15 protein-coding genes, 14 tRNA genes, 3 rRNA genes and 1 pseudogene are annotated in these 26,252 nt (G+C 40.8%); 31 read left to right on the top strand and 2 right to left on the bottom strand.

Annotated features, from left to right (window positions below):
• The first annotated feature begins 5 nt into the window (after nt 1–5).
• A complete protein-coding gene (locus IGJ66_RS11570; protein ID WP_071869029.1) occupies nt 6–512 on the top strand; it encodes a VanZ family protein in 507 nt (168 codons plus the stop codon).
• A gap of 68 nt (nt 513–580) precedes the next feature.
• Nucleotides 581–1,306, top strand: a complete 726-nt coding sequence (locus tag IGJ66_RS11565) for a YebC/PmpR family DNA-binding transcriptional regulator (protein WP_067484711.1) — start codon at nt 581–583, stop codon at nt 1,304–1,306.
• 50 nt (nt 1,307–1,356) lie between these two features.
• Here IGJ66_RS11565 and IGJ66_RS11560 read toward each other — a convergent pair whose 3' ends face one another.
• Nucleotides 1,357–2,757: a L,D-transpeptidase family protein gene (locus IGJ66_RS11560; RefSeq protein WP_067484712.1), complete on the bottom strand. Its 1,401-nt coding sequence runs from the start codon at nt 2,755–2,757 to the stop codon at nt 1,357–1,359.
• Nucleotides 2,758–2,957: 200 nt separating this feature from the next.
• Nucleotides 2,958–3,929, bottom strand: coding sequence for an L-lactate dehydrogenase (locus tag IGJ66_RS11555; RefSeq protein WP_067484713.1), 972 nt, complete (start codon nt 3,927–3,929; stop codon nt 2,958–2,960).
• 345 nt (nt 3,930–4,274) lie between these two features.
• On the opposite strand from IGJ66_RS11555, the gene pth reads away from it, so the two are divergent.
• The 29 genes and pseudogenes from pth (at nt 4,275) to IGJ66_RS11410 (ending at nt 26,235) form a co-directional block, all read left to right on the top strand.
• Nucleotides 4,275–4,835 (top strand): aminoacyl-tRNA hydrolase, encoded by a 561-nt coding sequence (gene pth / locus IGJ66_RS11550; protein WP_067484716.1) that lies wholly within the window; start codon nt 4,275–4,277, stop codon nt 4,833–4,835.
• Between the two features lie 14 nt (nt 4,836–4,849).
• Entirely contained in the window at nt 4,850–8,371 is a 3,522-nt protein-coding gene (gene mfd, locus IGJ66_RS11545) for a transcription-repair coupling factor (protein ID WP_430616636.1), read from the top strand.
• A gap of 15 nt (nt 8,372–8,386) precedes the next feature.
• Nucleotides 8,387–9,985 carry a putative polysaccharide biosynthesis protein gene (locus IGJ66_RS11540; protein WP_430616635.1) on the top strand — a complete coding sequence of 533 codons (1,599 nt, stop codon included), beginning with the start codon at nt 8,387–8,389 and terminating at the stop codon, nt 9,983–9,985.
• 9 nt (nt 9,986–9,994) lie between these two features.
• Nucleotides 9,995–10,261, top strand: a complete 267-nt coding sequence (locus IGJ66_RS11535; RefSeq protein ID WP_067484722.1) for an RNA-binding S4 domain-containing protein — start codon at nt 9,995–9,997, stop codon at nt 10,259–10,261.
• Nucleotides 10,262–10,332: 71 nt separating this feature from the next.
• Complete coding sequence (locus IGJ66_RS11530; RefSeq protein WP_067484725.1) at nt 10,333–10,758, top strand: FtsB family cell division protein; 426 nt, start codon at nt 10,333–10,335, stop codon at nt 10,756–10,758.
• 44 nt (nt 10,759–10,802) lie between these two features.
• A complete protein-coding gene (locus IGJ66_RS11525; protein ID WP_067484728.1) occupies nt 10,803–11,285 on the top strand; it encodes a S1 domain-containing RNA-binding protein in 483 nt (160 codons plus the stop codon).
• Between the two features lie 153 nt (nt 11,286–11,438).
• Nucleotides 11,439–12,847: pseudogene (tilS, locus tag IGJ66_RS11520) on the top strand (tRNA lysidine(34) synthetase TilS).
• Nucleotides 12,841–13,386: a hypoxanthine phosphoribosyltransferase gene (gene hpt, locus IGJ66_RS11515; RefSeq protein WP_067484734.1), complete on the top strand. Its 546-nt coding sequence runs from the start codon at nt 12,841–12,843 to the stop codon at nt 13,384–13,386. Before tilS ends, hpt begins: the two are co-directional and overlap by 7 nt.
• Before the next feature lie 88 nt (nt 13,387–13,474).
• Nucleotides 13,475–15,634, top strand: a complete 2,160-nt coding sequence (gene ftsH, locus IGJ66_RS11510; RefSeq protein ID WP_067484737.1) for an ATP-dependent zinc metalloprotease FtsH — start codon at nt 13,475–13,477, stop codon at nt 15,632–15,634.
• A gap of 234 nt (nt 15,635–15,868) precedes the next feature.
• Nucleotides 15,869–16,756 (top strand): Hsp33 family molecular chaperone HslO, encoded by an 888-nt coding sequence (gene hslO, locus IGJ66_RS11505; protein ID WP_071869035.1) that lies wholly within the window; start codon nt 15,869–15,871, stop codon nt 16,754–16,756.
• On the top strand, nt 16,757–17,755 hold the full coding sequence (dusB, locus tag IGJ66_RS11500) for a tRNA dihydrouridine synthase DusB (protein WP_430616634.1): 999 nt from the start codon (nt 16,757–16,759) through the stop codon (nt 17,753–17,755).
• Nucleotides 17,756–17,871: 116 nt separating this feature from the next.
• On the top strand, nt 17,872–19,368 hold the full coding sequence (gene lysS / locus IGJ66_RS11495) for a lysine--tRNA ligase (RefSeq protein ID WP_067484745.1): 1,497 nt from the start codon (nt 17,872–17,874) through the stop codon (nt 19,366–19,368).
• A 686-nt stretch (nt 19,369–20,054) separates the two neighbouring features.
• Nucleotides 20,055–21,615, top strand: a 16S ribosomal RNA gene (locus IGJ66_RS11490).
• An 83-nt stretch (nt 21,616–21,698) separates the two neighbouring features.
• Nucleotides 21,699–21,771, top strand: a tRNA-Ala gene (locus IGJ66_RS11485).
• Between the two features lie 173 nt (nt 21,772–21,944).
• Nucleotides 21,945–24,858: ribosomal RNA gene (locus IGJ66_RS11480) — 23S ribosomal RNA — on the top strand.
• 92 nt (nt 24,859–24,950) lie between these two features.
• Nucleotides 24,951–25,066 (top strand): 5S ribosomal RNA (gene rrf, locus IGJ66_RS11475).
• Together the 16S, 23S and 5S rRNA genes with 14 tRNA genes alongside form the textbook arrangement of a ribosomal RNA operon.
• 13 nt (nt 25,067–25,079) lie before the next feature.
• Nucleotides 25,080–25,152 (top strand) — tRNA-Val (locus IGJ66_RS11470).
• Between the two features lie 3 nt (nt 25,153–25,155).
• A tRNA-Lys gene (locus IGJ66_RS11465) sits at nt 25,156–25,228 on the top strand.
• Nucleotides 25,229–25,235: 7 nt separating this feature from the next.
• Nucleotides 25,236–25,317 (top strand) — tRNA-Leu (locus IGJ66_RS11460).
• A gap of 22 nt (nt 25,318–25,339) precedes the next feature.
• Nucleotides 25,340–25,412: transfer RNA gene (locus tag IGJ66_RS11455), tRNA-Thr, on the top strand.
• Nucleotides 25,413–25,422: 10 nt separating this feature from the next.
• A tRNA-Gly gene (locus IGJ66_RS11450) sits at nt 25,423–25,494 on the top strand.
• A 16-nt stretch (nt 25,495–25,510) separates the two neighbouring features.
• A tRNA-Leu gene (locus tag IGJ66_RS11445) sits at nt 25,511–25,596 on the top strand.
• 11 nt (nt 25,597–25,607) lie between these two features.
• Nucleotides 25,608–25,681: transfer RNA gene (locus IGJ66_RS11440), tRNA-Arg, on the top strand.
• Between the two features lie 5 nt (nt 25,682–25,686).
• Nucleotides 25,687–25,760, top strand: a tRNA-Pro gene (locus IGJ66_RS11435).
• Between the two features lie 12 nt (nt 25,761–25,772).
• Nucleotides 25,773–25,845, top strand: a tRNA-Ala gene (locus IGJ66_RS11430).
• Nucleotides 25,846–25,873: 28 nt separating this feature from the next.
• Nucleotides 25,874–25,947, top strand: a tRNA-Met gene (locus IGJ66_RS11425).
• Between the two features lie 14 nt (nt 25,948–25,961).
• Nucleotides 25,962–26,035 (top strand) — tRNA-Ile (locus IGJ66_RS11420).
• 23 nt (nt 26,036–26,058) lie between these two features.
• Nucleotides 26,059–26,148: transfer RNA gene (locus tag IGJ66_RS11415), tRNA-Ser, on the top strand.
• 13 nt (nt 26,149–26,161) lie between these two features.
• A tRNA-Met gene (locus IGJ66_RS11410) sits at nt 26,162–26,235 on the top strand.
• Nucleotides 26,236–26,252: the final 17 nt, after the last annotated feature.

Here is a 26,252-nt window from a genome sequence, read left to right as displayed (position 1 = left end):
GACTTATGAATTCAATCCAAAAACAAATGAAAAATGGAAACTTTTATTTGGTCATTGCTTTGCTGATTGTAGCTGTATTATTTTATAGTTCATCGCAAACGTATGTAGAGCAGTCACAAGTTTCCAGATTAGAAGGCTGGCTTTCTTCACAGCCATTTAAAGAAACATTCGCAACGATTCGCTTTGATTATGGCGGAAGCGAAGTGAGTATTGAGCATTTAGGCTATTTCAAATTTGTAGAGTTTTTTATCCGAAAAGCAGCTCATTTTGGAACATATTTTATTCTGGGGGGTAGCTTGTTCTTAGGTGTGTTTCCTAAGCTAAAAATTTGGTGGTTAACAGGAATTTTAGCATGGTTATCGGCGACAGGATATGCTGGTCTAGATGAGTTTCATCAAATGATGACCGGTGGTAGATCGCCAATGTTTCAAGATGTGATGCTTGACTCAATGGGTGCATTGACGGCTGTTTTATTGTGTATTTTGGTGAAAGGCTGGAAAAAGAAATTGTAAATTTGGAAGATTGCTTTTTTTGTCAGAGGGTCTAAAATGATTAGTGTGAACATAAAGGAGGAGTAGAAATGTCAGGACACAGTAAATGGCACAATATTCAAGGAAGAAAAAATGCCCAAGATGCAAAACGTGGTAAAATTTTTCAAAAACTTTCACGAGAAATCTATATGGCAGCAAAATCAGGTGGGCCTGATCCTACAATGAATCCTGCACTACGTTTAGTGGTAGACAAAGCAAAAGCGGCTAATATGCCAAATGATAATGTAGAACGTGCCATCAAAAAAGCGACAACTGCGGCAGATGAAGCAAATTATGATGAAATTACGTACGAAGGGTACGGTCCAGGTGGCGTAGCGATCTTGGTACATGCGTTGACAGATAATCGAAATCGAACAGCAACCAATGTTCGCGTAGCTTTTACACGTAATGGAGGATCTTTGGGAGAAACGGGGTCCGTTAATTATTTGTTTGATCGTAAGGGCTATTTGGTCATTCAACGTGAAGGATTAGCAGTAGATGAGGAGACAATGTTTGAAGATGTGCTAGAAGCTGGAGCGGAAGATCTGCAAACTTCAGCTGAAGTATTTGAAATCTACACAGCACCTGAAGATTTTGTAGCTGTTCGTGATCAATTAGAAAAAGATGGATTTACTTTTGTCCAGGCTGAATTGACAATGTTTCCCCAAACGATGATTTCATTAACAGATGAGCAACGCGAACAATTAGATAAACTAGTCGATAAATTGGAAGACGACGATGATGTCTCAGAGGTCTTTACTTCTGCTGAAATGTAAAAATAAAAAGGAGTCAACGAACATTTTGTTCGTTGACTCCTTTTTGAGTATTAGAATACCAAAACAGGCGTACCTACTTCGACCATTCCAAATAATTCTTTCATGACACTTGGTGGTGTATTAATACAACCGTGTGAGCCACGAGTTTTCCATAACTCGCCACCATACTCCGGCTGCCAGTCAGAATCATGGATTCCGACGCCGGTCCAGTCGATTGGCATCCAGTAATCTACAGGACTTGCATATGGCGTGCCATCATCGTTGGTTCCCTTTAGAACGGAATTGGTTTCTTTGTTCCAAACGTAAAAGACACCAGCAGGGGTTTGAGTTGTTGGTTTACCAGAAACGATATCTGTTTCAAGTGCGACTTTGCCGTCTTTGTAGTACCACATGTGTTGGTTTTGTAAATCAACTTCAATGTAAGTATCTTCAATTAAAGCATGATCAGCAGTTGTGCTTCCTTGAACAATCGGTGAGCGAGTAAAATCTTGACCAGCTAAAATTTGTTTCTTTAGAGCTGCGACTTCATCTTCTGTTTGAATGGTCCAACTGTACGTTCCTGTTGGGACATTTACTTCGCCGCGTTTTGTGCTGTTAAACACGGTATCATTTGTACTTGTATTATATTCTTGACCTAGCTCAGTCACATATTGCGTCATTTTGTCAGTATCTAAATCAATTTTGCCGTCTGAATAAATCAGCCAGCTAGCTAAATCGTTTGTAGGAATTTGGAATGTTTGTCCATTAATGCTATAAGTTGCTTTGACTTTAGCAATATTGTTCATAGCTGTTAATTGTTGATTTAGCTCTTTGTCGTCAGCAGTAACTTTAGCTTTTTGCTTAAAGTCATTCAAGTCAATTTGCTTTTCATTTGTAGCAGCAACTTCTTTGATTTCTTTTACGGTTGCGTCTACGTCAATTGAATCACCGTTAACTTCAGGTGTAATGGCGAAGCCGTCATCTGTTTTTTTGATGGTAGCATCTTGTGTTTGCTTTCGATTACTATTTAAATCATTTAGCTTTGTTGTCAGCGTATCGATTGTAGCGTCTAGTTTTGAATGATCTTGACTAACAGGATCAATTTCTTGTTTTTCAGCTGCTGAAACATAAGTCATCCCCCAAGTCCAACCGTTTTGCTTGGATAAGAGTTTACTTAAATCATCTGAAAAATCATCGCGATAACCTAATTCTGATTTAGCGATTTCTTGCCAAACTTTACCATTTTCTTCAATTGCTAAAGTTGTATTAGAGTAAGTGTCTTTTAATTTCTTGTTTGCCTGATCAACAGTCATATTACTTACATCAATTTCGTTGATCTCAGTATGAGGTAAGAAGTGACTTGTGTAATATGTACTGCGGAAGGTATAAAAGCTGACTAATATCAACAGAACACCAAGTGCTGAAAGAATGCCAATGTGTATCTTTTTTTTGTGTTGGGAAGATCTTGTCATAGAACGATAACTCCTTGAATAATAGAATAGGGTGCATATCGAGTTCATCATAGCATAATTTATTTAAAAAGACGAAGTTTAAATATTCATTATGGAAAAAATTAAACAAAATCTTTTTTGATAATTATTTCAAAATAATAAAAAAGCCGAGACATACATTGTCCCGGCTACAAGTTTCACTTTAACGAAGAAGCACTCAATTAGTCTTCTAAGTTTGCGAATGCTTGGTCTAAAATTTCTTTTAATTGTTTAGCTGAAGCATTCATACGATCTTGTTCTGCATCAGATAATGGAATTTCGATAACTTTTTGGATACCTTGAGCATTGATAACAGCAGGTGCGCCGATATAAATGTCGTTTAATCCATATTGATCTTCCATGTAAACAGATAAAGGTAATACAGCATTTTCGTCATCAAGGATAGCACGAGTAATACGAGCTAATGCAACTGCGATACCATAGAAAGTAGCGCCTTTTTTCTCAATGATTGTGTAAGCTGCGTCGCGTACGCCGAAGAAGATATTTACTAATGCTTCTTCATCTACTTCTGGGTTATTTTTAACCCATTCGTAAATTTGTAGTCCAGCAACGTTTGCGTGTGACCAAACTGGGAATTCTGAGTCACCGTGTTCGCCAAGGATGTAAGCATGGACGTTACGAGCATCAACGTCAACTAATTCAGCAATCTTTTGACGGAAACGAGCTGAGTCAAGAGATGTACCTGAACCGATAACGCGTTCTTTAGGGAAGCCAGAGAATTTCCAAGTTGAGTAAGTCAAGATATCAACTGGGTTAGCAGCAACTAAGAAAATACCATTGAAACCTGATTCAACGATTTGTGTAACAACGTCACGGTTGATTTTTAAGTTTTTATTTACTAAATCTAAACGAGTTTCACCTGGTTTTTGTGGAGCACCAGCAGTGATAACTACAAGGTCAGCATCATGTGCATCTGCATAAGTAGCTGAGTAGATTTTTTTAGGTTGTGTCCAAGCAAGAGCATCAGTTAAGTCTAATGCGTCTCCTTCAGTTTTAGCTGTGTTAATATCTACAATTCCAACTTCTTGAGCGATATTTTGAGTCACTAGAGCGAAAGCATAACTAGAACCTACGGCACCGTCTCCAACAAGAATAACTTTTTTGTGATCTTTAATTTCTGCAGTTGCAGTCATATGTGTATCAATCCTTCCATTGATTTGTTTTTCCCTTGACTATGCTAACACGGATCAGCCTTGCTGTCACGCTATTTGACTAGGAAATATAACAGATAACAAGGTTGTATCATATGTAAAAGCTTACATGTGCGTTATTTCACTATTTCTTGAAACCAATGATTTCATTAAGTTTTGAAGAAATTTTTAATATTTTTATCATTTATTAAACATTCTGTTTTAGTCGAAACAGCTGTTTATGTGTTATACTGTTTTTAAAAATAAAAAAGAAGAATGAACCTTTTAACTGGACTGCTGATTAGCTGTCCAGCATTTTGTGTTCTTTAGAATTAGGTGAATAAATAAATGAAAATGATCGTAGGATTAGGTAATCCTGGAACGAAGTATGAACAAACAAAACACAACATTGGATTTATGGTTGTTGATCGTCTTGCAAAAGAGCATCAAGCGACATTTAAAAAAAATACCTTTGAAGCGGAAGTTGCAGAATTCTTTTACAAGGGAGAAAAGATTTTACTTGTAAAACCGCAAACTTTCATGAATGAATCAGGTCGTTCGGTCGGACCGTTAATGACTTATTTTGGTATTTATCCAGAAGAGTTAATTGTTGTATATGATGATTTAGATTTGGCAGTCGGAAAGATTCGTTTACGCCAAAAGGGAAGTGCCGGCGGACATAATGGAATGAAAAGTATCATTTCTCACTTGGATACGAATATTTTTAATCGTGTAAAAGTTGGGATTGGTCGACCCGAAGGTAAAAAGACGGTGGTTTCACATGTGCTTAGTCCTTTTAGTAAAGAAACACAACCTTTAATAGAAGAAAGTATTCATCAATCGGTTCAAGCAATCAATTTTGTTCTCGACGGGCATTCATTTATTGATACAATGAATCAGTTTAACTAAGAAGGAGAAGCGAAATGGATATTGTTCAATTAGTGGGTCAAGAACCTCAAGTAAAAGAATGGGTGGCTCAGTTAGAAGCAAATACGCCACGGCAATTGATTACTGGGCTAGCAGGATCTGCTAAAACATTACTGATTGCCCACGTTTTCAAAAAAACGAATAAAAATATAATCGTTTTGTTACCAAATTTATATTACGCAAATCAATTAGCGGAAGATTTGCAACACGTCGTTGATCAAGACAACATTCATCTATTTCCAGTAGATGAAGTCTTGTCTGCGGAAATGGCTTTTTCTTCGCCAGAAGCAAGAGCAGAGCGAGTAGCCACATTAAATGCATTGCAGGAAAAGCAAGCAGGAATTTATCTTTTGCCAGTTGCTGCATTACACAAAAGATTACCGAGTAAGAATGCTTGGGTTGATGCACAACTCAACTGGAAAATTGGCGATGAAATTGATGTAGAAAATCTACCGCTCCAATTAGTCCTGATGGGATATGAACGTCAAGAAATGGTTGCAAAACCCGGTGAGTTTAGTATTCGCGGAAGTATTGTTGACATTTATCCTTTAACGATGGAACATCCTGTACGGGTGGAGTTGTTTGATGTTGAAATTGATTCGATGCGTTACTTTGAAGCAGAAACACAACGTTCTATTGGACCAACGGAAGAGATTTGGATTTCGCCAACATCAGAGCAAATCTACACAGGAACTGATCTGGAACATGGAATGAAAGAGTTAGAAAAATTACTTGAAAAAAGATTAGCAACGACTGCTGAAAAAGTCGATCAAGTATTTTTACAAGACTATTTCGGTCAAATTTTGTCAAACTGGCAAGCGGGAATACCAACGGAAGAGGCAAAGCTTTACGCTGATTTGCTGTATCCAACGTCAACCACGATTTTAGATTATTTTCACTCTGATAGCTTCTTGATGGTGGATGATTATCCAAGGATGATGGAAACAAATCGAGAAATTGAACGAGAAGCAGCTGAATGGCAGACACAAAAAATTAGTGAACTTCGTGTTTTTTCAGAACAGAGTTTTGTTACCGATGTTCATAAATTGATTCAAAAAGAACAGTTTTCGACAACCTTTTTTGCTTTGTTCCAAAAAGGAATGGGCAATTTGAAATTTCACGCCATTTATTCGTTTCAATATCGGACGATGCAGCAATTTTTTGGTCAAATGCCGTTGTTGAAAACGGAAATTGATCGTTGGCGCAAACAAAAGCAGACAGTCATGATTTATATTCCAACCAAGGAACGAATTCGTAAAGTAGAAGAATTATTACGCGATGACGATATTTTAGCCATTGAAACGGCAAATGATGAGCTAATCGTCGGACAAGTGCAATTAGTTGAAGGGGCACTACAAAATGGTTTTGAATTGCCACAAGAAAAAATCGTGGTCATCACCGAAAAAGAAATTTTCCAAAAGACAACGAAAAAACGAGCTCGTCGCCAAACGGTTACGAATGCAGAACGTTTAAAGAGTTATAACGAATTAAAAGCTGGCGATTATGTTGTTCATGCGAATCATGGGATCGGAAAATATATCGGGATGGAAACGCTTGAAGTCGATGGCGTTCATCAAGATTACATGACGATTTTATACCAAAATGACGACAAATTATTTATCCCTGTCACTCAGTTGAATTTGATTCAAAAATATGTTGCGTCTGAATCAAAAGCTCCACGAATCAATAAGCTGGGTGGTAGTGAGTGGACGAAAACCAAGCGGAAAGTATCTTCTAAAATCGAAGATATCGCGGATGATCTAATCAAATTATACGCAGCCAGAGAGTCCGAGATTGGCTATGCTTTTGGGCCAGATGATGGGTATCAAAAAGAATTTGAAGAAGCATTTCCTTATTCTGAAACAGATGACCAACTGCGTAGTTCTTCGGAAATCAAGCGTGATATGGAAAAAGAAAAACCAATGGATCGTCTGCTGGTAGGTGATGTAGGATATGGTAAAACGGAAGTTGCTTTGCGAGCTGCTTTTAAAGCTGTGAAGGAAAGCAAACAAGTGGCATTTTTAGTTCCCACGACCATTCTTGCACAACAACATTATGAAACGATGCTAGAACGTTTTGAAGGTTTTCCAATCAATATTGGCTTGCTGAGCCGTTTCCGAACGAAAAAGCAACAAAAAGAAACGATTGAACAATTGCGTACGGGACAAGTAGACATTGTTGTCGGAACGCATCGTATTTTATCAAAAGATATTGAATTTAGTGACTTAGGCTTATTGATTATTGATGAAGAACAACGATTTGGCGTGAAGCACAAAGAACGGTTGAAACAACTTCGGGCGCAAGTAGATGTATTGACATTAACAGCGACACCAATACCGAGAACGTTGCATATGTCGATGTTGGGTGTACGAGATTTATCGGTGATTGAAACACCGCCGGCAAATCGTTACCCAATTCAAACTTATGTTATGGAGAAGAATCCTGGAGCAATTCGAGAAGCGATTCATCGTGAAATGGGACGCGGTGGTCAAGTTTTTTATCTCTATAATCGAGTGGAAACCATTGAGCAAAAGGTTGAAGAAATCCAAGAGTTAGTTCCGGAAGCGAGAATTGGTTACGCTCATGGTCAAATGACGGAAGTTCAATTAGAAAATACGTTGTTTGATTTTGTTGAAGGACAATATGATGTGTTAGTCACGACCACAATTATTGAAACAGGCGTGGATATTCCAAATGCAAATACGCTATTTGTTGAAAATGCCGATTATATGGGTTTATCAACTCTTTATCAGCTACGTGGCCGAGTGGGGCGAAGCAATCGAGTGGCATATGCTTACTTCATGTATGAACCACAAAAGATTCTCAATGAAGTCAGCGAAAAACGATTGCAAGCAATCAAGGATTTTACAGAGCTAGGATCAGGCTTTAAAATTGCGATGCGTGATTTGTCTATTCGTGGTGCTGGTAATCTATTAGGTGCGCAACAGCATGGCTTTATCGATGCAGTCGGTTTTGATATGTATTCACAAATGTTAAGTGAAGCTGTCGCTCGTAAACAAGGAAAAAATAATCAAGTTGAAAAAACAACTGTGGAGATCGACCTCGGTGTGGATGCTTACTTACCAGATACTTATGTTTCAGATCAACGTCAAAAAATTGAAATCTATAAGCGGATTCGGGAGCTGGAATCACAAGAAATGTTGGACGAGCTTGAAGATGATCTATTGGATCGTTTTGGTGAGTACCCTGAAGAAGTTGCTTATCTATTAACAGTTGGACAATTGAAAATGGATGGTGATCGTGCCTTATTAGAAACGATGCGTAAGCAACAAGAAACAGTAATTTTCACGCTAAGTAAGGTTGGTACGAAACGCTATTCTGTTGAACAATTGTTTGAGGCGTTAAGTGAAACAACGTTGAAAGCAGGTTTAGGTGTTGAAAAGGAAAAAATGGTTATCCGCTTAACCATTCCTAAAACAATGAGTGAAGCTGTTTGGTTATTAGAAATCCAACGTTTTGTTAAAGCATTGCGACAACAAAAATATTTGTCGGTATAGGAAGGAGCGATTCCCTTGGACCACAAAGAAATGCGTCAAGTGATGCAAGGAGCGGTGATTTTGACCGTAGCTTCTTTTATTGCTAAAGTTTTAAGCGCACTTTATCGAATTCCTCTTCAAAACTTAGTTGGTGATGAAGGATTTTATGTTTATCAACAAGTATATCCGATTTATGGCATTGCGATGGCCTTGGCACTATCGGGGTTACCACAATTTATTTCAAAATATGTTGCAGAAAAAAAAGAACCATTAAAACAACGGGAAGCACTAAAAGAACTATATCCCTTAGTTTTTTGGACAGGGGTTTGTTTATGGTTAGGTGTCTGGTTATTTAGTGGCGTTTTAGCACAAATGATGGGTGATTATCAACTGAAACCTTTGATTGAAGTTGTTTCCTTCACCTTTTTATTGATGCCTGGTTTGTCTTTTTATCGAGGAAACTTTCAGGGGCATTTTTTGATGGAACCAACGGCTATCTCACAAGTTGTGGAACAAATTGTTCGCGTGTCGATTATCGTGTTCAGTGCATTTGCGTTTAAACAGTATAGTTGGGATGTTTACGAAACGGGAACTGCTGCAATGAGTGGTGCCGTAGTAGGTGGCTTATGCGCGTATCTTGTTCTTTATTATTATGAACAAAAAATTCATGGAGGGGCAATGCGCTTTCGAAGCTTCCCTATTTTCTCGCAACCAAGTAAGTGGCTGATACGTCGTTTCTTGGTTGAGGGTGGTTTAGTTTCGATTTACAGTGGATTATTGATTTTCTTTCAATTAATTGATTCATTTTTTGTAAAGAATGCATTGCAAATCTATGGTTTGAGTGAACATGCGTCTAAAATAGCTAAAGGAGTCTACGATCGTGGCCAGCCATTAGTACAATTAGGGCTAGTTATTGCAACGGCATTGAGTGCCACTTTTTTACCGACGTTGACTAGATATTTAGCAGATGCTGTTTATGGACAATTTGTGAAGACTGCTAAGATGTATCTGCGGTTAACGACGGCACTAGCTTTGGCGGCTTCCGTCGGGTTAGCAATGTTACTACCTTATATCAACTATGCGTTGTTTAAAGACTACGCAGGAAATGCGACTTTAGTGCTGTTTGTGTTTGCAATTGTCTTAACCGCCGTGATCCAAGCTTACCAAAGTATTGCGCAAAGTAAGAATTCTTTTCGTCCATCCTTGAAAGGTGCTGGCTGGGGACTATTAGTAAAATTATTAACAACAGCATTGTTTACACAATGGTTTGGAACGATTGGGGCAAGTCTATCAACCTTACTTGGTTTAGTAGTGACTCTTGGGTATTTTATTCATATAGAAACAACTGAAGTGAATGCCTTTTGGAAAGAGCGGGCTTTTGGCAAAAAATTGTTACAAAGTTTAGCTTGGATGATTTTTGTTCTATTTATTTATTATGGAGTAATCCAAGTGATTGTTGGACCGGTCATGCATCGGTCGGGTGCATTACTCATTAGTCTTATCGGTGTCGCAATTGGCGGATTAACATTTGTCTTTGCGGTCATCTCGTTGAAAGTTTTTACCATTCGTGAGTGGTTGTTGTTGCCTTTTGGTAAAAAAATTCTACGATTCAATCAAAAATTCAAGAAAAAGTGAGGATATTTTATGCGATTAGATAAATTTATGAAAATTTCTCGAATTATCAAGCGACGTTCTGTAGCAAAAGAAGTGGCTGATAAAGGAAGAATTCAAGTAAATGGCAAGTTAGCAAAATCTTCAAGTGATGTAAAAGTTGGCGATGTCTTAAAAATCCAATTTGGGAACAAGACAATGGAAATCAAAGTCAATGAACTTCATGAGTCAACCAAAAAAGAAGATGCACAAAAAATGTACGAAATTATTTCAGAAACAAGAACAGAAAACGTAAATTAATAGATTAGACAAGCTTTATTGATATTGGTATAATGGAAAAGACAAGCCAAAACAGATTGGAGCGAAAGCAAGTGGCAAAAAAAAGCAATAAAATTGCTGCGTTAGATACAGATTACACAAAGAAAAAATACGCTGAGTTTCAAAAGCAACAACGTCAGCTCGTTTTTCGCAGACGTCGGTTAGCGGTCATCTTATTAGGCGCTTTGGTCATTTTTTCAATCATTGGTGTGCAGATTTTCCGAGATATGCAACGTCTAGATAAACTAGCTGAGCTAAAAGTCGAAGCTACCACGGAAATGAAAGAAGTCAAAGCAGACGTCTCGCAATTAAAATCAGATGTCTCGCTGCTGAAGGATGACGACTATGTCGCAAAGCTTGCCAGAAGCAAATTCTTTTATTCCAAAGAAGGCGAGCAAGTCTATCCAGTATTAGAATCTAATACAAGCAGTTCAACAGAAGAAACAAACCAATCAACGAGTTCTACAACTGCAAAATAAGCAGGAATATAAATTGGGTAATAAATAGGAGGAACATTTTTTTTATGTCAATCGAGGTAGGAGCAAAACTGCAAGGAAAAGTATCAGGTATTACAAATTTTGGTGCATTTATTGATTTAGGTTCTGGTAAAACAGGTTTAGTCCATATCAGTGAAGTATCGAACGGTTTTGTAAAAGATATTCATGATGTATTAAGTGTTGGCGATGAGGTGACAGTAAAAGTTACATCTGTTGGTGATGACGGAAAAATTGGATTATCCATTCGTAAAGCACAAGAACAACCAGAAAGCGCTGGTAAAGAAACAAGTCATAATGCAAAGAAATTTCAACATCAAAATAAGGAACCTCGAGAAAATCGTACTCGCTCAACACCTAAAAAATCTTTCTCTCGCAGTCAGCCTTCAAATACGAAAGAAGACTTCGATTCATTGATGAGTTCATTTTTGAAAGATAGTGATGATCGACTAACTTCATTAAAACGTAACACTGAAGGAAAACGTGGAGGTCGCGGCGGACGTCGTAGCTAATAAAGATGACGAATCATCCGAACGTTTTTCTTGCCATTCGTAGTTTAGGAGAACGTTTGTTGAACACATCATTATTCGTACCAAACAAAAATATAGCTGGGACAAAACATTGGCTTCGTTTTGTCTCGGCTTTTCTTTTTTGAGAGGAGGTAGATTATCGTGAAAGAACGGTTTAGTAGAGTAGGACAGCAAAAAAAATTTTGGTCGGAAACAACCAAAATTTTAGTTGCAGTTTCTGGTGGAGTAGATTCAATGGTTTTATTGGATTTATTGTTAGCTGCACAACAAAAAAATTTCTTTGCTTTGGGCGTTGTCCATATCAATCATCAGTTACGGGTAGAATCTGCTGAGGAAGAACATTATTTACAAACGTATACGGCAGCAAAGAACCTTCCGTTTTATTCCATTACGTGGGAACGACCTGCTGAAACAGGAATTGAAACAGCTGCGCGTCAATTTCGTTATCAAACTTTTTCTCGAATCATGCACGAGGAAGGCTATGATACGTTGATGACTGCCCATCATGGAGATGACCAAATTGAAACGATTTTGATGAAAATTTTAAGAGGGGGACAATTGAGTAGCTTTGCTGGAATCAAAGAAATACAACCATTTGCAACAGGAAGGTTAATTCGTCCATTACTAAGTTATAGTAAGGAACAATTATATGAATATGCTAAAGAACGGCAGTTGATTTATTTTGAAGATGTAACAAATCAGAAATTAGATGTACAAAGAAATCGGCTGCGTCACTTAGTTATCCCACGATTAAAAGAAGAAAACTCGCAAACTTTAAGTCATTTCCAACGATTTTCAAAGCAAATTCAATGGGCGGATGAACTGATTCAAAAACAGATGAATGAAAAAGTAACTGAACTTCTCCAACCATTAGCCAATGGCTGGCAAATTTCTGTAGCGAAAATTTCCGAAATGGCTGAAGGTGAACGCTATTTTTTTCTTCATGCGCTTTTTGAACAGTTGTTTAACGAAACAACGGTCGCAGTAAAAGAGCAGCAAATTTTATTTCTAGTAAATCAATGGAAAAGTGATAAAAGCCAATGGCAGTTTGATTTAGGCAAAGGCTGGCTGTTTAAAAAAGAGTATACGAATGTCAGAATTGAACAGCTCCAACCAGTGCAAAGCTTTGTGCCACGGATGCTACTTCCAAACCAGCCGATTTATTTAAGTGATTCACAATGGATTGGTTTGTTTTCAAGTGACAAGCTAGCTGTACCAGAAAATCTTGCTGATTGGTCGGAATTTAGACATGATTTGTGGCTCGAAGACGGTACGAAACTTCAGGTGGATCAACGACATCCGGGTGATCGGGTTCGTTTGACTGAAACGCTTACGAAGAAAGTTTCCCGTTACTTTATTGACAAAAAAATCCCTGATTCACACAGGGAACAAGCATGGTTGATTACAGATGAGCAAAGAAACGTGTATAGTGTTGTTCCTTTTACCTTTTCTTATTTGAGTATTGACAAAGAAACTGATAAAATACACTACATACTTCTTTACAAATATCAAAAGAAGCAACTGGAAGGAGAACCCAATGTTAGAAAAGGATATTGAGAAAGTTTTGATTTCAAAAGAAGAAATACAAGCTCGTTGTGAAGAACTGGGCAAAGAATTAACTGAAACTTATCGTGATAAAAATCCACTAGTAGTCGGCGTATTAAAAGGAGCTGTTCCTTTTATGGCAGACATCGTGCGTTCAATTGACACTTATTTAGAGTTAGATTTCATGGATGTTTCAAGTTACGGAAATGCTACTGTATCTTCTGGTGAAGTAAAAATCGTAAAAGACTTAGATACAAACGTTGAAGGTCGCGACTTGTTGATCGTTGAAGATATCATCGATAGTGGTCGAACACTTGCATACTTAGTTGATCTTTTTAAATATCGTAAAGCAAATTCCGTGAAAATTGTTACTTTATTAGATAAACGAGAAGGACGCGTAGTGGATATCGAAGCGGATTATGTTGGTTTTAACGTACCTAATGAATTTGTTGTAGGTTACGGTTTAGACTATGCAGAAGCTTATCGAAACCTTCCTTATGTTGGGGTCTTAAAACCTAGTGTTTATCAGTCAAATTAGTGCCTTTTCTGAAATGAGTTATGTTACAATGAAATGGTCAGGATTGATAAAAATTTCTAAATCAAATTAGTGTTTAAGGAGGGTAACTATGAACAAAAAGAATAACGGCATGATGAAAAATGCCTTATATTATGTCCTCGTAATTTTGGCGATGGTCATGGTGGTCTATTTTATTTTTGGTAACAATAGCCAGCAGTCGTCAGACATCGAGTACTCAAAATTTACTGAACAATTAGAGTCAGGGAAAATCAAAGAATTTAGTGTTCAACCTGCAAACGGTGTGTATAAAATCACTGGTGAATACAAGGAACAACAAACAGTTAGCAACAGTGGCGGTTTAGCGATCCTAGGTTCAACTGATGTATCAACAACACACTTCACAACTATCATTTTGCCAAACGACACAACGTTAAGTCAGGTAACAGACTTGGCAAGACAACATGATGTAGGAACAACAATTAAAGAAGAGTCAAGTAGCGGTATTTGGGTATCTCTACTATTAAGCTTCTTGCCAATTGTCATCATCATTTTCTTCTTCTATATGATGATGGGTCAACAAGGTGGTGGCGGTGGCGGCGGTGGCCGAGTGATGAACTTCGGTAAATCAAAAGCCAAAGAAGCCGACAAAAAAGCCAACCGTGTTCGTTTTTCTGACGTTGCTGGTGCAGAAGAAGAAAAACAAGAACTTGTTGAAGTTGTTGAGTTTTTGAAAGATCCTCGTCGATTTGTTGAATTAGGTGCAAGAATTCCAGCGGGTGTTCTTTTAGAAGGACCTCCAGGAACAGGTAAAACGTTATTAGCGAAAGCTGTTGCCGGTGAAGCTGGTGTACCTTTCTACTCCATTTCTGGTTCTGATTTCGTTGAAATGTTCGTCGGTGTTGGGGCAAGTCGTGTACGTGATTTGTTTGAAACAGCGAAGAAAAATGCACCAGCAATCATTTTCATTGACGAAATTGATGCTGTTGGTCGTCAACGTGGAGCTGGTATGGGTGGCGGACACGATGAACGTGAACAAACATTGAACCAATTATTGGTAGAAATGGATGGATTTGACGGAAATGAAGGCGTAATTGTGATTGCCGCAACGAACCGTTCAGATGTCTTAGATCCAGCGTTGTTACGTCCAGGCCGTTTTGACCGCCAAATTTTGGTTGGTCGTCCAGATGTCAAAGGTCGTGAAGCCATTTTACGTGTTCATGCTAAAAATAAACCTTTAGCAGACGACGTTGATTTAAAAGTGGTTGCACAACAAACACCAGGATTTGCTGGTGCAGACTTAGAAAATGTCTTAAACGAAGCTGCCTTGGTAGCTGCTCGTCGTAATAAAAAGAAAATTGACGCATCTGATATTGATGAAGCAGAAGATCGTGTTATCGCTGGTCCTGCTAAGAAAGATCGCGTAATTAACAAGAAAGAACGCGAAATGGTTGCTTACCATGAAGCTGGGCATACAATTGTTGGTTTAGTCTTAAGCCGCGCACGTATCGTTCATAAAGTAACAATCATCCCTCGTGGGCGTGCTGGCGGGTACATGATCGCTTTACCAAAAGAAGATCAGTTCTTGATGACAAAAGAAGATATGTTTGAACAAATCGTTGGCTTACTTGGTGGTCGTACAGCTGAAGAAATTATTTTTGGCGTTCAATCAACGGGTGCTTCAAATGACTTTGAACAAGCGACTTCATTAGCTAGAAGCATGGTTACTGAATATGGAATGAGTGATCGACTTGGTCCAGTTCAATATGAAGGAAATCATCAAGTCTTTGTTGGCCGTGATTATGGTCAAACAAAAGCTTACTCTGAACAAGTTGCATTTGAAATTGACCAAGAAGTTCGCAAGATTTTGATGGATGCTCATCAAAAAGCGCATGAAATTATCGAAGCGCACCGTGAACAACATAAATTGATCGCAGAAAAACTTCTTGAGTTTGAAACATTAGATGCAAAAGCAATTAAATCATTGTTCGAACGTGGCGTGATGCCAGAAGGAACAGAGTCTGCGGATTATCCAAGTGAGAAAGAAGCACAAACGTTTGAAGAAGCAAAACGTGCTTTAGAAGAAAAAGATGCGGAGAAACAAGCAGAAGAAAAACAAGATTTTGAAGAAACAAAACAAGAACTAAAAGACGAAGCTGAAGAAGTAAAATTGGCCAGTGAAGAAACTGGTTCAGAAGTTGCTGAAGAAGAAAAAGACAAAGACACAGAGTCTGATTACGACAAAAATAACTTTGAAGATCGTTATAAATAGTAAAATGTTTTGAAGCTGGGACAATTAAATGTCCCAGCTTTTTTCTTTGGATTCACTCAATTTAGTTTTTCTATTGAGTAGTTTGAACTAGAAATTTGTACACAAACAAAATTGATTTCTTTTTTGTTCAGTTTTATTTATTATTAAGCTCTGATTTCAAAAGTTGAAAAAAATGAAAGTTGCTAGTATGATTCACTAGGAGCTGAAAAATCAAAAAAAGGGGTACATACAATAATGGAAGATTATTTAGTTAAAGCACTAGCACATGATGGTTTTGTTCGTGCTTATGCAGTACAAGCAACAAATACAGTGGCAGAAGCACAACGTCGCCACGATACATGGCATACATCGTCGGCAGCGTTAGGCCGTACACTAGTCGGTAGTTTATTATTAGGAGCGACACTAAAAGGTGAAGATAAATTAACGGTTCGCATTCAAGGCGATGGTCCAGCTGTTGGAATCGTTGTTGATGCAAATGGTAAAGGCGATGTAAAAGGATATATTAAAAATCCACATTTGAGTTTGCCGTTGAATGCTGAAGGGAAAATTGATGTTCGTGGTGCAGTAGGTACACAAGGAATGTTCACTGTAACTAAGGATTTGGGATTAAAAGAACCTTTTTCTGGACAGACACCCATCGTTTCGGGGGAAATTGCGGAAGACTTTACTTACTACTTAGCTATTTCTGAGCAAATTCCATCAGCAGTTGGCCTAAGTGTCCTAGTAAATACAGATGACAGCATCAAAACAGCTGGTGGATTTATGATTCAAATTATGCCAGGTGCAGATGAAGAAACAATTTCAAAAATTGAAGACCAATTGAAAACAACACCAAGAATATCAACATTGCTTGATGAAGGTCACACACCTGAAGAAATTTTGAAGGGATTATTAGGAACAGAAGAGTTAAATATCTTAGAAAAAATGCCTGTTCAATTTGCTTGTGACTGCTCAAAAGAAAAATTTGCAGAAGCTATCATTGCACTGGGCACAGAAGAAATTCAAGCAATGATTGATGAAGACCATGGTGCAGAAGCAGTTTGTTCATTTTGTAATAATAAGTACGAGTATTCTGAACAAGAATTATTAGCGCTGAAAGAAGAAGCAGTAGGAGGAATTTAGTTGAAACATCAATGGAAAATTGGAAACGTTGAAATTCCGAATCGCGTAGTTGTTGCGCCAATGGCTGGAATTAGTAACTCTGCTTTTCGAGTAACAGTTAAAGAATTTGGTGCAGGACTAGTCGTTTGTGAGATGATTAGCGATCAAGGTATTCATTTTCGAAACAAAAAAACGTTAGAAATGCTTCATATTGAAGAGGCAGAACATCCACTAAGTGTCCAAATTTTTGGTGGAAATAAAGATAGCTTGGTTGAGGCTGCACAGTTTGTACAAGAAAACACGACAGCAGATATTATTGATATCAATATGGGGTGTCCTGTAAACAAAGTTATTAAGGCGGAAGCGGGAGCAAAATGGTTACTTGATCCCGATAAGGTTTATGAAATGGTTCATGCTGTATCTTCTGCTGTAGACATTCCTGTCACGGTTAAGATGCGAATTGGTTGGGATGATCAACACATTTTTGCCGTGCAAAACGCGTTAGCAGCAGAGTCGGCTGGAGCAGGAGCAATTGCTATGCATGGTCGTACTAGGGTGCAGATGTATGAGGGGGAAGCTGATTGGGAAGTCTTGAAAGAAGTTAAACAGCATTTAACGATTCCTTTTATGGGAAACGGAGATGTCAAAACACCCGAAGATGCGAAGCGTATGTTGGAGTATGTCGGAGCAGATGGTGTGATGATTGGGCGAGCAGCATTAGGCAACCCTTGGATGATTCACCGTACGCAACATTATTTAGAAACAGGTGAACTAATCCCTGAACCAACGCCAGCTGAAAAAATTGCGACAGCAAAACTTCATTTGCAACGTTTAACTGACTTAAAAGGTGAACAAGTAGCCTGCCGCGAATTTCGAACACATGCTTCCTACTATTTAAAAGGAATTCCTCGCGCAGCTAAAGTAAAAGTAGCAATCAACCATTCTGAAAACCGACAGGAAATCAATGATTTGCTTGAAGCTTTTTTAGAAAAAACGGAAAAAGTTGCTATAAAACATTAAACTGATTTCTAAGATTTTTGTGAATTTCAAGCCGAAAATTTAAGTTCGGCTTGCTTTTTTTGTGTTTCATTGGCATTATTAGAACTGAGAACAACTAGGAGAATGGAGGAACTTTTGTGACTGAGGAACAACAACATCAAGTAGAAGATTTAAATGATCAAATGCTTGTTCGCCGCCAAAAGATGGAAGAACTAAGAGAAACTGGAATCGATCCGTTCGGTAAGCGATTTGAACGTACACATAACTCAGAAGAGTTGCATGAATTATTTAATTCAAGAACAAAAGAAGAATTAGCTGAGATGGGTTTGACTGCTAGTGTAGCTGGACGAATGATGACTCGCCGCGGAAAAGGAAAAGCGGGCTTCGCGCATCTTCAAGATCGTGAAGGACAAATCCAAATTTATGTACGTAAAGATCAAGTAGGTGATGATGCCTATGAGATTTTCAAACATGCTGACTTAGGAGATTTCTTCGGAGTTACGGGTCAAATCATGAAAACTGATACAGGTGAAGTAACAATCAAAGCAACAGAATTTACAATTCTTTCAAAAGCTTTGCGTCCATTACCTGATAAATATCATGGGTTAACAAATATTGAACAACGTTACCGTCAACGCTATTTAGATTTGATTAGTAATCGCGAAAGCTTTGATCGTTTTATGAAACGTAGTCAAATCATTAGCGAAATTCGTCGTTATCTGGATGGAAATGGCTACATTGAAGTAGAAACACCTGTTTTACACAATGAAGCTGGTGGAGCAGCTGCTCGTCCATTTACTACACACCACAATGCTCTAGATATTGATTTATATTTACGTATTGCACTAGAGTTACACTTAAAACGTTTAATTGTTGGCGGAATGGAAAAAGTTTATGAAATTGGTCGAGTTTTCCGAAATGAGGGAATTGATACAACGCATAACCCTGAGTTCACAATGCTAGAAGCTTATACTGCTTATACGGATTATCGCGATGTAATGAATTTAACTGAGGGAATTATTCGTAACGCAGCAGAAAAAGTTTTAGGAACAGCGCGCATTACCTATGATGGTCAAGCAGTTGACCTTGAGAGTGATTTCAAACGTGTTCATATGGTCGATGCAATTAAAGAGCAAACTGGTGTTGATTTCTGGAAAGAGATGACGTTGGATGAAGCTCTTGCAATTGCTAAAGAACATAACGTGGAAGTAACAGATGCAATGGGTGTGGGACATGTAATTAATGAATTCTTTGAAGAATTTGTTGAAGAAACATTAACACAACCAACTTTTGTTTATGGACATCCAGTGGAAGTTTCACCATTAGCGAAGAAAAATCCTGAAGATCCACGTTTTACTGATCGCTTTGAATTGTTTATTATTGGTAGAGAATTTGCAAATGCCTTCACTGAGTTGAATGATCCAATTGATCAAAGAGAACGTTTTGAAGCGCAAGAAAAAGAGCGTGAGCTGGGTAATGATGAAGCACACGGTGTAGATGAAGACTTCTTGGAAGCTTTAGAATATGGCATGCCACCAACTGGCGGATTAGGAATCGGAATTGACCGTTTAGTAATGTTACTTACAGATGCACAGTCAATTCGTGACGTTTTGTTGTTCCCAACAATGCGTTAAACAATAGAGTGTATGGTATAGAAGAAAGCTATCTGGCTAAACAGATAGCTTCTTTTTTTACTAGAAAATCAAAAAGGGATTTAATAAATTCTTTCTGCTTTTTCGAAATAACATCTTAAATATTTGCCTTAAAAACGAACAAAAAATATATTTTGAATAACAATGATCGGACAAGTGAAAAAAAGTAGAAAAAAGAAAAAAATTCATTGACCTGCCTTGTTTTAGTTGGTATATTATTATTTGTTCGCAAGGCGGACAACTGCTGAAAGTTGAAAATTCTTTCAGAAAATAAATTTCAAAAAGTTATTGACGTGTGAGTAATCACATGATAAGATAACTAAGTCGTTTAAAAAGGACTGCTTATGAAGCTTGATTTCATCAAGAAAAAATTCAAAAAAGTTCTTGACAAATAACAAACGATGCGATATGATAAATGAGTTGCTGAAAGGTTTCTCAAATGAAATCAAAGAAACTTTTTTAAAAAAGAGTTGACATTCAAACGTCACTCTGATATGATATAAAAGTTGCTACGGCAATTCAGGTAGACCTTTGAAAACTGAACAAAGTAAGACAAACCAAATGTGTAGGGCGTCTTGATTCAATTCAAGACAACAAACATTTTTAAACAGCAAGCAATATGCTAGCAAACAAATTGAGCTTAACAATCGAAAGATTGTTCTAACTTTTATTATGAGAGTTTGATCCTGGCTCAGGACGAACGCTGGCGGCGTGCCTAATACATGCAAGTCGTACGCTTTTTCTTTCACCGGAGCTTGCTCCACCGAAAGAAAAGGAGTGGCGAACGGGTGAGTAACACGTGGGTAACCTGCCCATCAGAAGGGGATAACACTTGGAAACAGGTGCTAATACCGTATAACAATCGAAACCGCATGGTTTTGATTTGAAAGGCGCTTTCGGGTGTCGCTGATGGATGGACCCGCGGTGCATTAGCTAGTTGGTGAGGTAACGGCTCACCAAGGCCACGATGCATAGCCGACCTGAGAGGGTGATCGGCCACATTGGGACTGAGACACGGCCCAAACTCCTACGGGAGGCAGCAGTAGGGAATCTTCGGCAATGGACGAAAGTCTGACCGAGCAACGCCGCGTGAGTGAAGAAGGTTTTCGGATCGTAAAACTCTGTTGTTAGAGAAGAACAAGGATGAGAGTAACTGTTCATCCCTTGACGGTATCTAACCAGAAAGCCACGGCTAACTACGTGCCAGCAGCCGCGGTAATACGTAGGTGGCAAGCGTTGTCCGGATTTATTGGGCGTAAAGCGAGCGCAGGCGGTTTCTTAAGTCTGATGTGAAAGCCCCCGGCTCAACCGGGGAGGGTCATTGGAAACTGGGAGACTTGAGTGCAGAAGAGGAGAGTGGAATTCCATGTGTAGCGGTGAAATGCGTAGATATATGGAGGAACACCAGTGGCGAAGGCGACTCTCTGGTCTGTAACTGACGCTGAGGCTCGAAAGCGTGGGGAGCAAACAGGATTAGATACCCTGGTAGTCCACGCCGTAAACGATGAGTGCTAAGTGTTGGAGGGTTTCCGCCCTTCAGTGCTGCAGCTAACGCATTAAGCACTCCGCCTGGGGAGTACGACCGCAAGGTTGAAACTCAAAGGAATTGACGGGGGCCCGCACAAGCGGTGGAGCATGTGGTTTAATTCGAAGCAACGCGAAGAACCTTACCAGGTCTTGACATCCTTTGACCACTCTAGAGATAGAGCTTCCCCTTCGGGGGCAAAGTGACAGGTGGTGCATGGTTGTCGTCAGCTCGTGTCGTGAGATGTTGGGTTAAGTCCCGCAACGAGCGCAACCCTTATTGTTAGTTGCCATCATTTAGTTGGGCACTCTAGCAAGACTGCCGGTGACAAACCGGAGGAAGGTGGGGATGACGTCAAATCATCATGCCCCTTATGACCTGGGCTACACACGTGCTACAATGGGAAGTACAACGAGTCGCGAAGTCGCGAGGCTAAGCTAATCTCTTAAAGCTTCTCTCAGTTCGGATTGTAGGCTGCAACTCGCCTACATGAAGCCGGAATCGCTAGTAATCGCGGATCAGCACGCCGCGGTGAATACGTTCCCGGGCCTTGTACACACCGCCCGTCACACCACGAAAGTTTGTAACACCCGAAGTCGGTGAGGTAACCTTTTTGGAGCCAGCCGCCTAAGGTGGGATAGATGATTGGGGTGAAGTCGTAACAAGGTAGCCGTATCGGAAGGTGCGGCTGGATCACCTCCTTTCTAAGGAATATTACGGAGACTACACACGTTTGTCATCATTACTTTGTTCAGTTTTGAGAGGTTTACTCTCTTCATTTAAATACGGGGCCTTAGCTCAGCTGGGAGAGCGCCTGCTTTGCACGCAGGAGGTCAGCGGTTCGATCCCGCTAGGCTCCATTAACAACATTTGTTGTTAACTTTGTTCATTGAAAACTGGATATTTGAAGTAAGATCAAAACAAACCGAGAACACCGCGTTGAATGAGTTTTTTAATAAGTTCAATTGCTTATTTTTCTTGACTAGTTTCTATCGCTAGAAATGATGTCAAAACCCAACCGTAAGGTTGATAAGGTTAAGTGAATAAGGGCGCACGGTGGATGCCTTGGCACTAGGAGCCGATGAAGGACGGGACTAACACCGATATGCTTTGGGGAGCTGTACGTAAGCTATGATCCAGAGATTTCCGAATGGGGGAACCCAGCATCTTTTATAGGATGTTACAAATATGTGAATACATAGCATATTTGAGGTAGACGCAGAGAACTGAAACATCTAAGTACCTGCAGGAAGAGAAAGAAAATTCGATTCCCTGAGTAGCGGCGAGCGAAACGGGAAAAGCCCAAACCAACAAGCTTGCTTGTTGGGGTTGTAGGACTCCGATATGGTAGTTTTTTCAGATAGTCGAATGACTTGGAAAAGTCAGTCAAAGAGGGTAAAAACCCCGTAGATGAAATTTGGAAGACACCTAGGAGGATCCTGAGTACGGCGGAACACGAGGAATTCCGTCGGAATCCGGGAGGACCATCTCCCAAGGCTAAATACTCCCTAGTGACCGATAGTGAACCAGTACCGTGAGGGAAAGGTGAAAAGCACCCCGGAAGGGGAGTGAAATAGAACCTGAAACCGTGTGCCTACAACAAGTCAAAGCCCGTTAATGGGTGATGGCGTGCCTTTTGTAGAATGAACCGGCGAGTTACGATTGCATGCGAGGTTAAGTCGAAGAGACGGAGCCGTAGCGAAAGCGAGTCTGAATAGGGCGTTTGAGTATGTAGTCGTAGACCCGAAACCATGTGATCTACCCATGTCCAGGTTGAAGGTGCGGTAAAACGCACTGGAGGACCGAACCCACGTACGTTGAAAAGTGCGGGGATGAGGTGTGGGTAGCGGAGAAATTCCAAACGAACTTGGAGATAGCTGGTTCTCTCCGAAATAGCTTTAGGGCTAGCCTCGGAATTGAGAATGATGGAGGTAGAGCACTGTTTGGACTAGGGGCCCATCTCGGGTTACCGAATTCAGATAAACTCCGAATGCCATTCATTCATATCCGGGAGTCAGACTGTGAGTGATAAGATCCATAGTCGAAAGGGAAACAGCCCAGACCACCAGCTAAGGTCCCAAAATATATGTTAAGTGGAAAAGGATGTGGGGTTGCACAGACAACTAGGATGTTGGCTCAGAAGCAGCCACCATTTAAAGAGTGCGTAATAGCTCACTAGTCGAGTGACCCTGCGCCGAAAATGTACCGGGGCTAAACATATTACCGAAGCTGTGGATAACACCTATGGTGTTATGGTAGGAGAGCGTTCTAAGGGCGTTGAAGGTAGATCGTGAGGACTGCTGGAGCGCTTAGAAGTGAGAATGCCGGTATGAGTAGCGAAAGACAGGTGAGAATCCTGTCCACCGAATGACTAAGGTTTCCTGGGGAAGGCTCGTCCGCCCAGGGTTAGTCGGGACCTAAGCCGAGGCCGAAAGGCGTAGGCGATGGATAACAGGTTGATATTCCTGTACCCGTTGTTTTTGTTTGAGCAATGGAGGGACGCAGGAGGCTAAGGAATGCAGACGATTGGAAATGTCTGTCCAAGCAGTAAGTCTTAGGTTGAGTCAAATGCTTAATCTTTTAAGGACAAGCTGTGATGGGGAGGGAAATAATAGTACCGAAGTTCCTGATGTCACACTGCCAAGAAAAGCTTCTAGTGAGAAAACAATGGCCCGTACCGCAAACCGACACAGGTAGTCGAGGAGAGAATCCTAAGGTGAGCGAGAGAACTCTCGTTAAGGAACTCGGCAAAATGACCCCGTAACTTCGGGAGAAGGGGTGCTGATCGTCAGATCAGCCGCAGTGAATAGGCCCAAGCGACTGTTTATCAAAAACACAGGTCTCTGCAAAATCGTAAGATGAAGTATAGGGGCTGACGCCTGCCCGGTGCTGGAAGGTTAAGAGGAGTGCTTAGCGTAAGCGAAGGTACGAATTGAAGCCCCAGTAAACGGCGGCCGTAACTATAACGGTCCTAAGGTAGCGAAATTCCTTGTCGGGTAAGTTCCGACCCGCACGAAAGGCGTAACGATTTGGGCACTGTCTCAACGAGAGACTCGGTGAAATTTTAGTACCTGTGAAGATGCAGGTTACCCGCGACAGGACGGAAAGACCCCATGGAGCTTTACTGTAGTTTGATATTGAGTGTCTGTACCGCATGTACAGGATAGGTAGGAGCCGTAGAAATCGGAACGCTAGTTTCGATGGAGGCGCTGGTGGGATACTACCCCTGCGTTATGGCCACTCTAACCCGCACCACTAATCGTGGTGGGAGACAGTGTCAGATGGGCAGTTTGACTGGGGCGGTCGCCTCCTAAAAGGTAACGGAGGCGCCCAAAGGTTCCCTCAGAATGGTTGGAAATCATTCGAAGAGTGTAAAGGCAGAAGGGAGCTTGACTGCGAGACCAACAAGTCGAGCAGGGACGAAAGTCGGGCTTAGTGATCCGGTGGTTCCGCATGGAAGGGCCATCGCTCAACGGATAAAAGCTACCCTGGGGATAACAGGCTTATCTCCCCCAAGAGTCCACATCGACGGGGAGGTTTGGCACCTCGATGTCGGCTCGTCGCATCCTGGGGCTGTAGTCGGTCCCAAGGGTTGGGCTGTTCGCCCATTAAAGCGGCACGCGAGCTGGGTTCAGAACGTCGTGAGACAGTTCGGTCCCTATCCGTCGCGGGCGTTGGAAATTTGAGAGGAGCTGTCCTTAGTACGAGAGGACCGGGATGGACTTACCGCTGGTGTACCAGTTGTTCTGCCAAGGGCATTGCTGGGTAGCTATGTAGGGAAGGGATAAACGCTGAAAGCATCTAAGTGTGAAGCCCACCTCAAGATGAGATTTCCCATTTCTTTAAGAAAGTAAGATCCCTGAGAGATGATCAGGTAGATAGGTCAGAAGTGGAAGTACAGTGATGTATGGAGCGGACTGATACTAATCGATCGAGGACTTAACCAAGAATGGTAAAAGAAAAAAACTCGGTAGAGTTGAGATTACTTCAAATCCAGTTTTGAGTGAGCAAAAGCAAACTCAATAAGATAACACCACAGTGTGGTGGCGATAGCGAGAAGGATACACCTGTAACCATGCCGAACACAGAAGTTAAGCTTCTTAGCGCCGATTGTAGTGAGGGGTTGCCCCTTGTGAGAGTAGGACGTCGCCACGCTTAAGTTATCAATGGAGGTTTAGCTCAGCTGGGAGAGCATCTGCCTTACAAGCAGAGGGTCAGCGGTTCGAACCCGTTAACCTCCATATGAGCCGTTAGCTCAGTTGGTAGAGCATCTGACTTTTAATCAGAGGGTCACAGGTTCGAGCCCTGTACGGCTCATATTTTTGCGGGTGTGGCGGAATTGGCAGACGCACTAGATTTAGGATCTAGCGCCTTACGGCGTGGGGGTTCAAGTCCCTTCACCCGCATTATATGAATATAACTATTCAAGCCGGCTTAGCTCAGTTGGTAGAGCATCTGATTTGTAATCAGAGGGTCGAGGGTTCAAATCCTTTAGCCGGCATCAAGTTTATGCGGAAATAGCTCAGTGGTAGAGCACCACCTTGCCAAGGTGGGGGTCGCGGGTTCGAACCCCGTTTTCCGCTTTGCCATTATCAAAACGCCGGGGTGGCGGAACTGGCAGACGCACAGGACTTAAAATCCTGCGGTGAGTGATCACCGTACCGGTTCGATTCCGGTCCTCGGCATTAACACATATGCGCCCATAGCTCAACTGGATAGAGTGTTTGACTACGGATCAAAAGGTTAGGGGTTCGACTCCTCTTGGGCGCGTTTAACGGGAAGTAGCTCAGCTTGGTAGAGCACTTGGTTTGGGACCAAGGGGTCGCAGGTTCGAATCCTGTCTTCCCGATAGTTATAAAAAGGGGCCTTAGCTCAGCTGGGAGAGCGCCTGCTTTGCACGCAGGAGGTCAGCGGTTCGATCCCGCTAGGCTCCATTTCATTTTAATATGAAAGTTTCTTTTTCGCGGTGTAGCTCAGCTGGCTAGAGCGTCCGGTTCATACCCGGGAGGTCGGGGGTTCGATCCCCTCCGCCGCGATTTTTATAGAGCCTGGACCTTTAGCTCAGTTGGTTAGAGCAGACGGCTCATAACCGTCCGGTCGTAGGTTCGAGTCCTACAAGGTCCATAGCGACGTTGTAAGCATTATATGGAGGATTACCCAAGTCCGGCTGAAGGGAACGGTCTTGAAAACCGTCAGGCGGGTAAAACCGTGCAAGGGTTCGAATCCCTTATCCTCCTTTTTTAATATTATCGCGGGATGGAGCAGTCTGGTAGCTCGTCGGGCTCATAACCCGAAGGTCGTAGGTTCAAATCCTGCTCCCGCAATTAAAAATTTAAAAACT

This window comes from Enterococcus sp. DIV0176 (assembly GCF_050528535.1).
In the GTDB taxonomy this organism is placed as follows: Bacteria; Bacillota; Bacilli; order Lactobacillales; family Enterococcaceae; genus Enterococcus_B; species Enterococcus_B thailandicus.
This window is presented reverse-complemented; position numbering and strand designations above follow the sequence as displayed.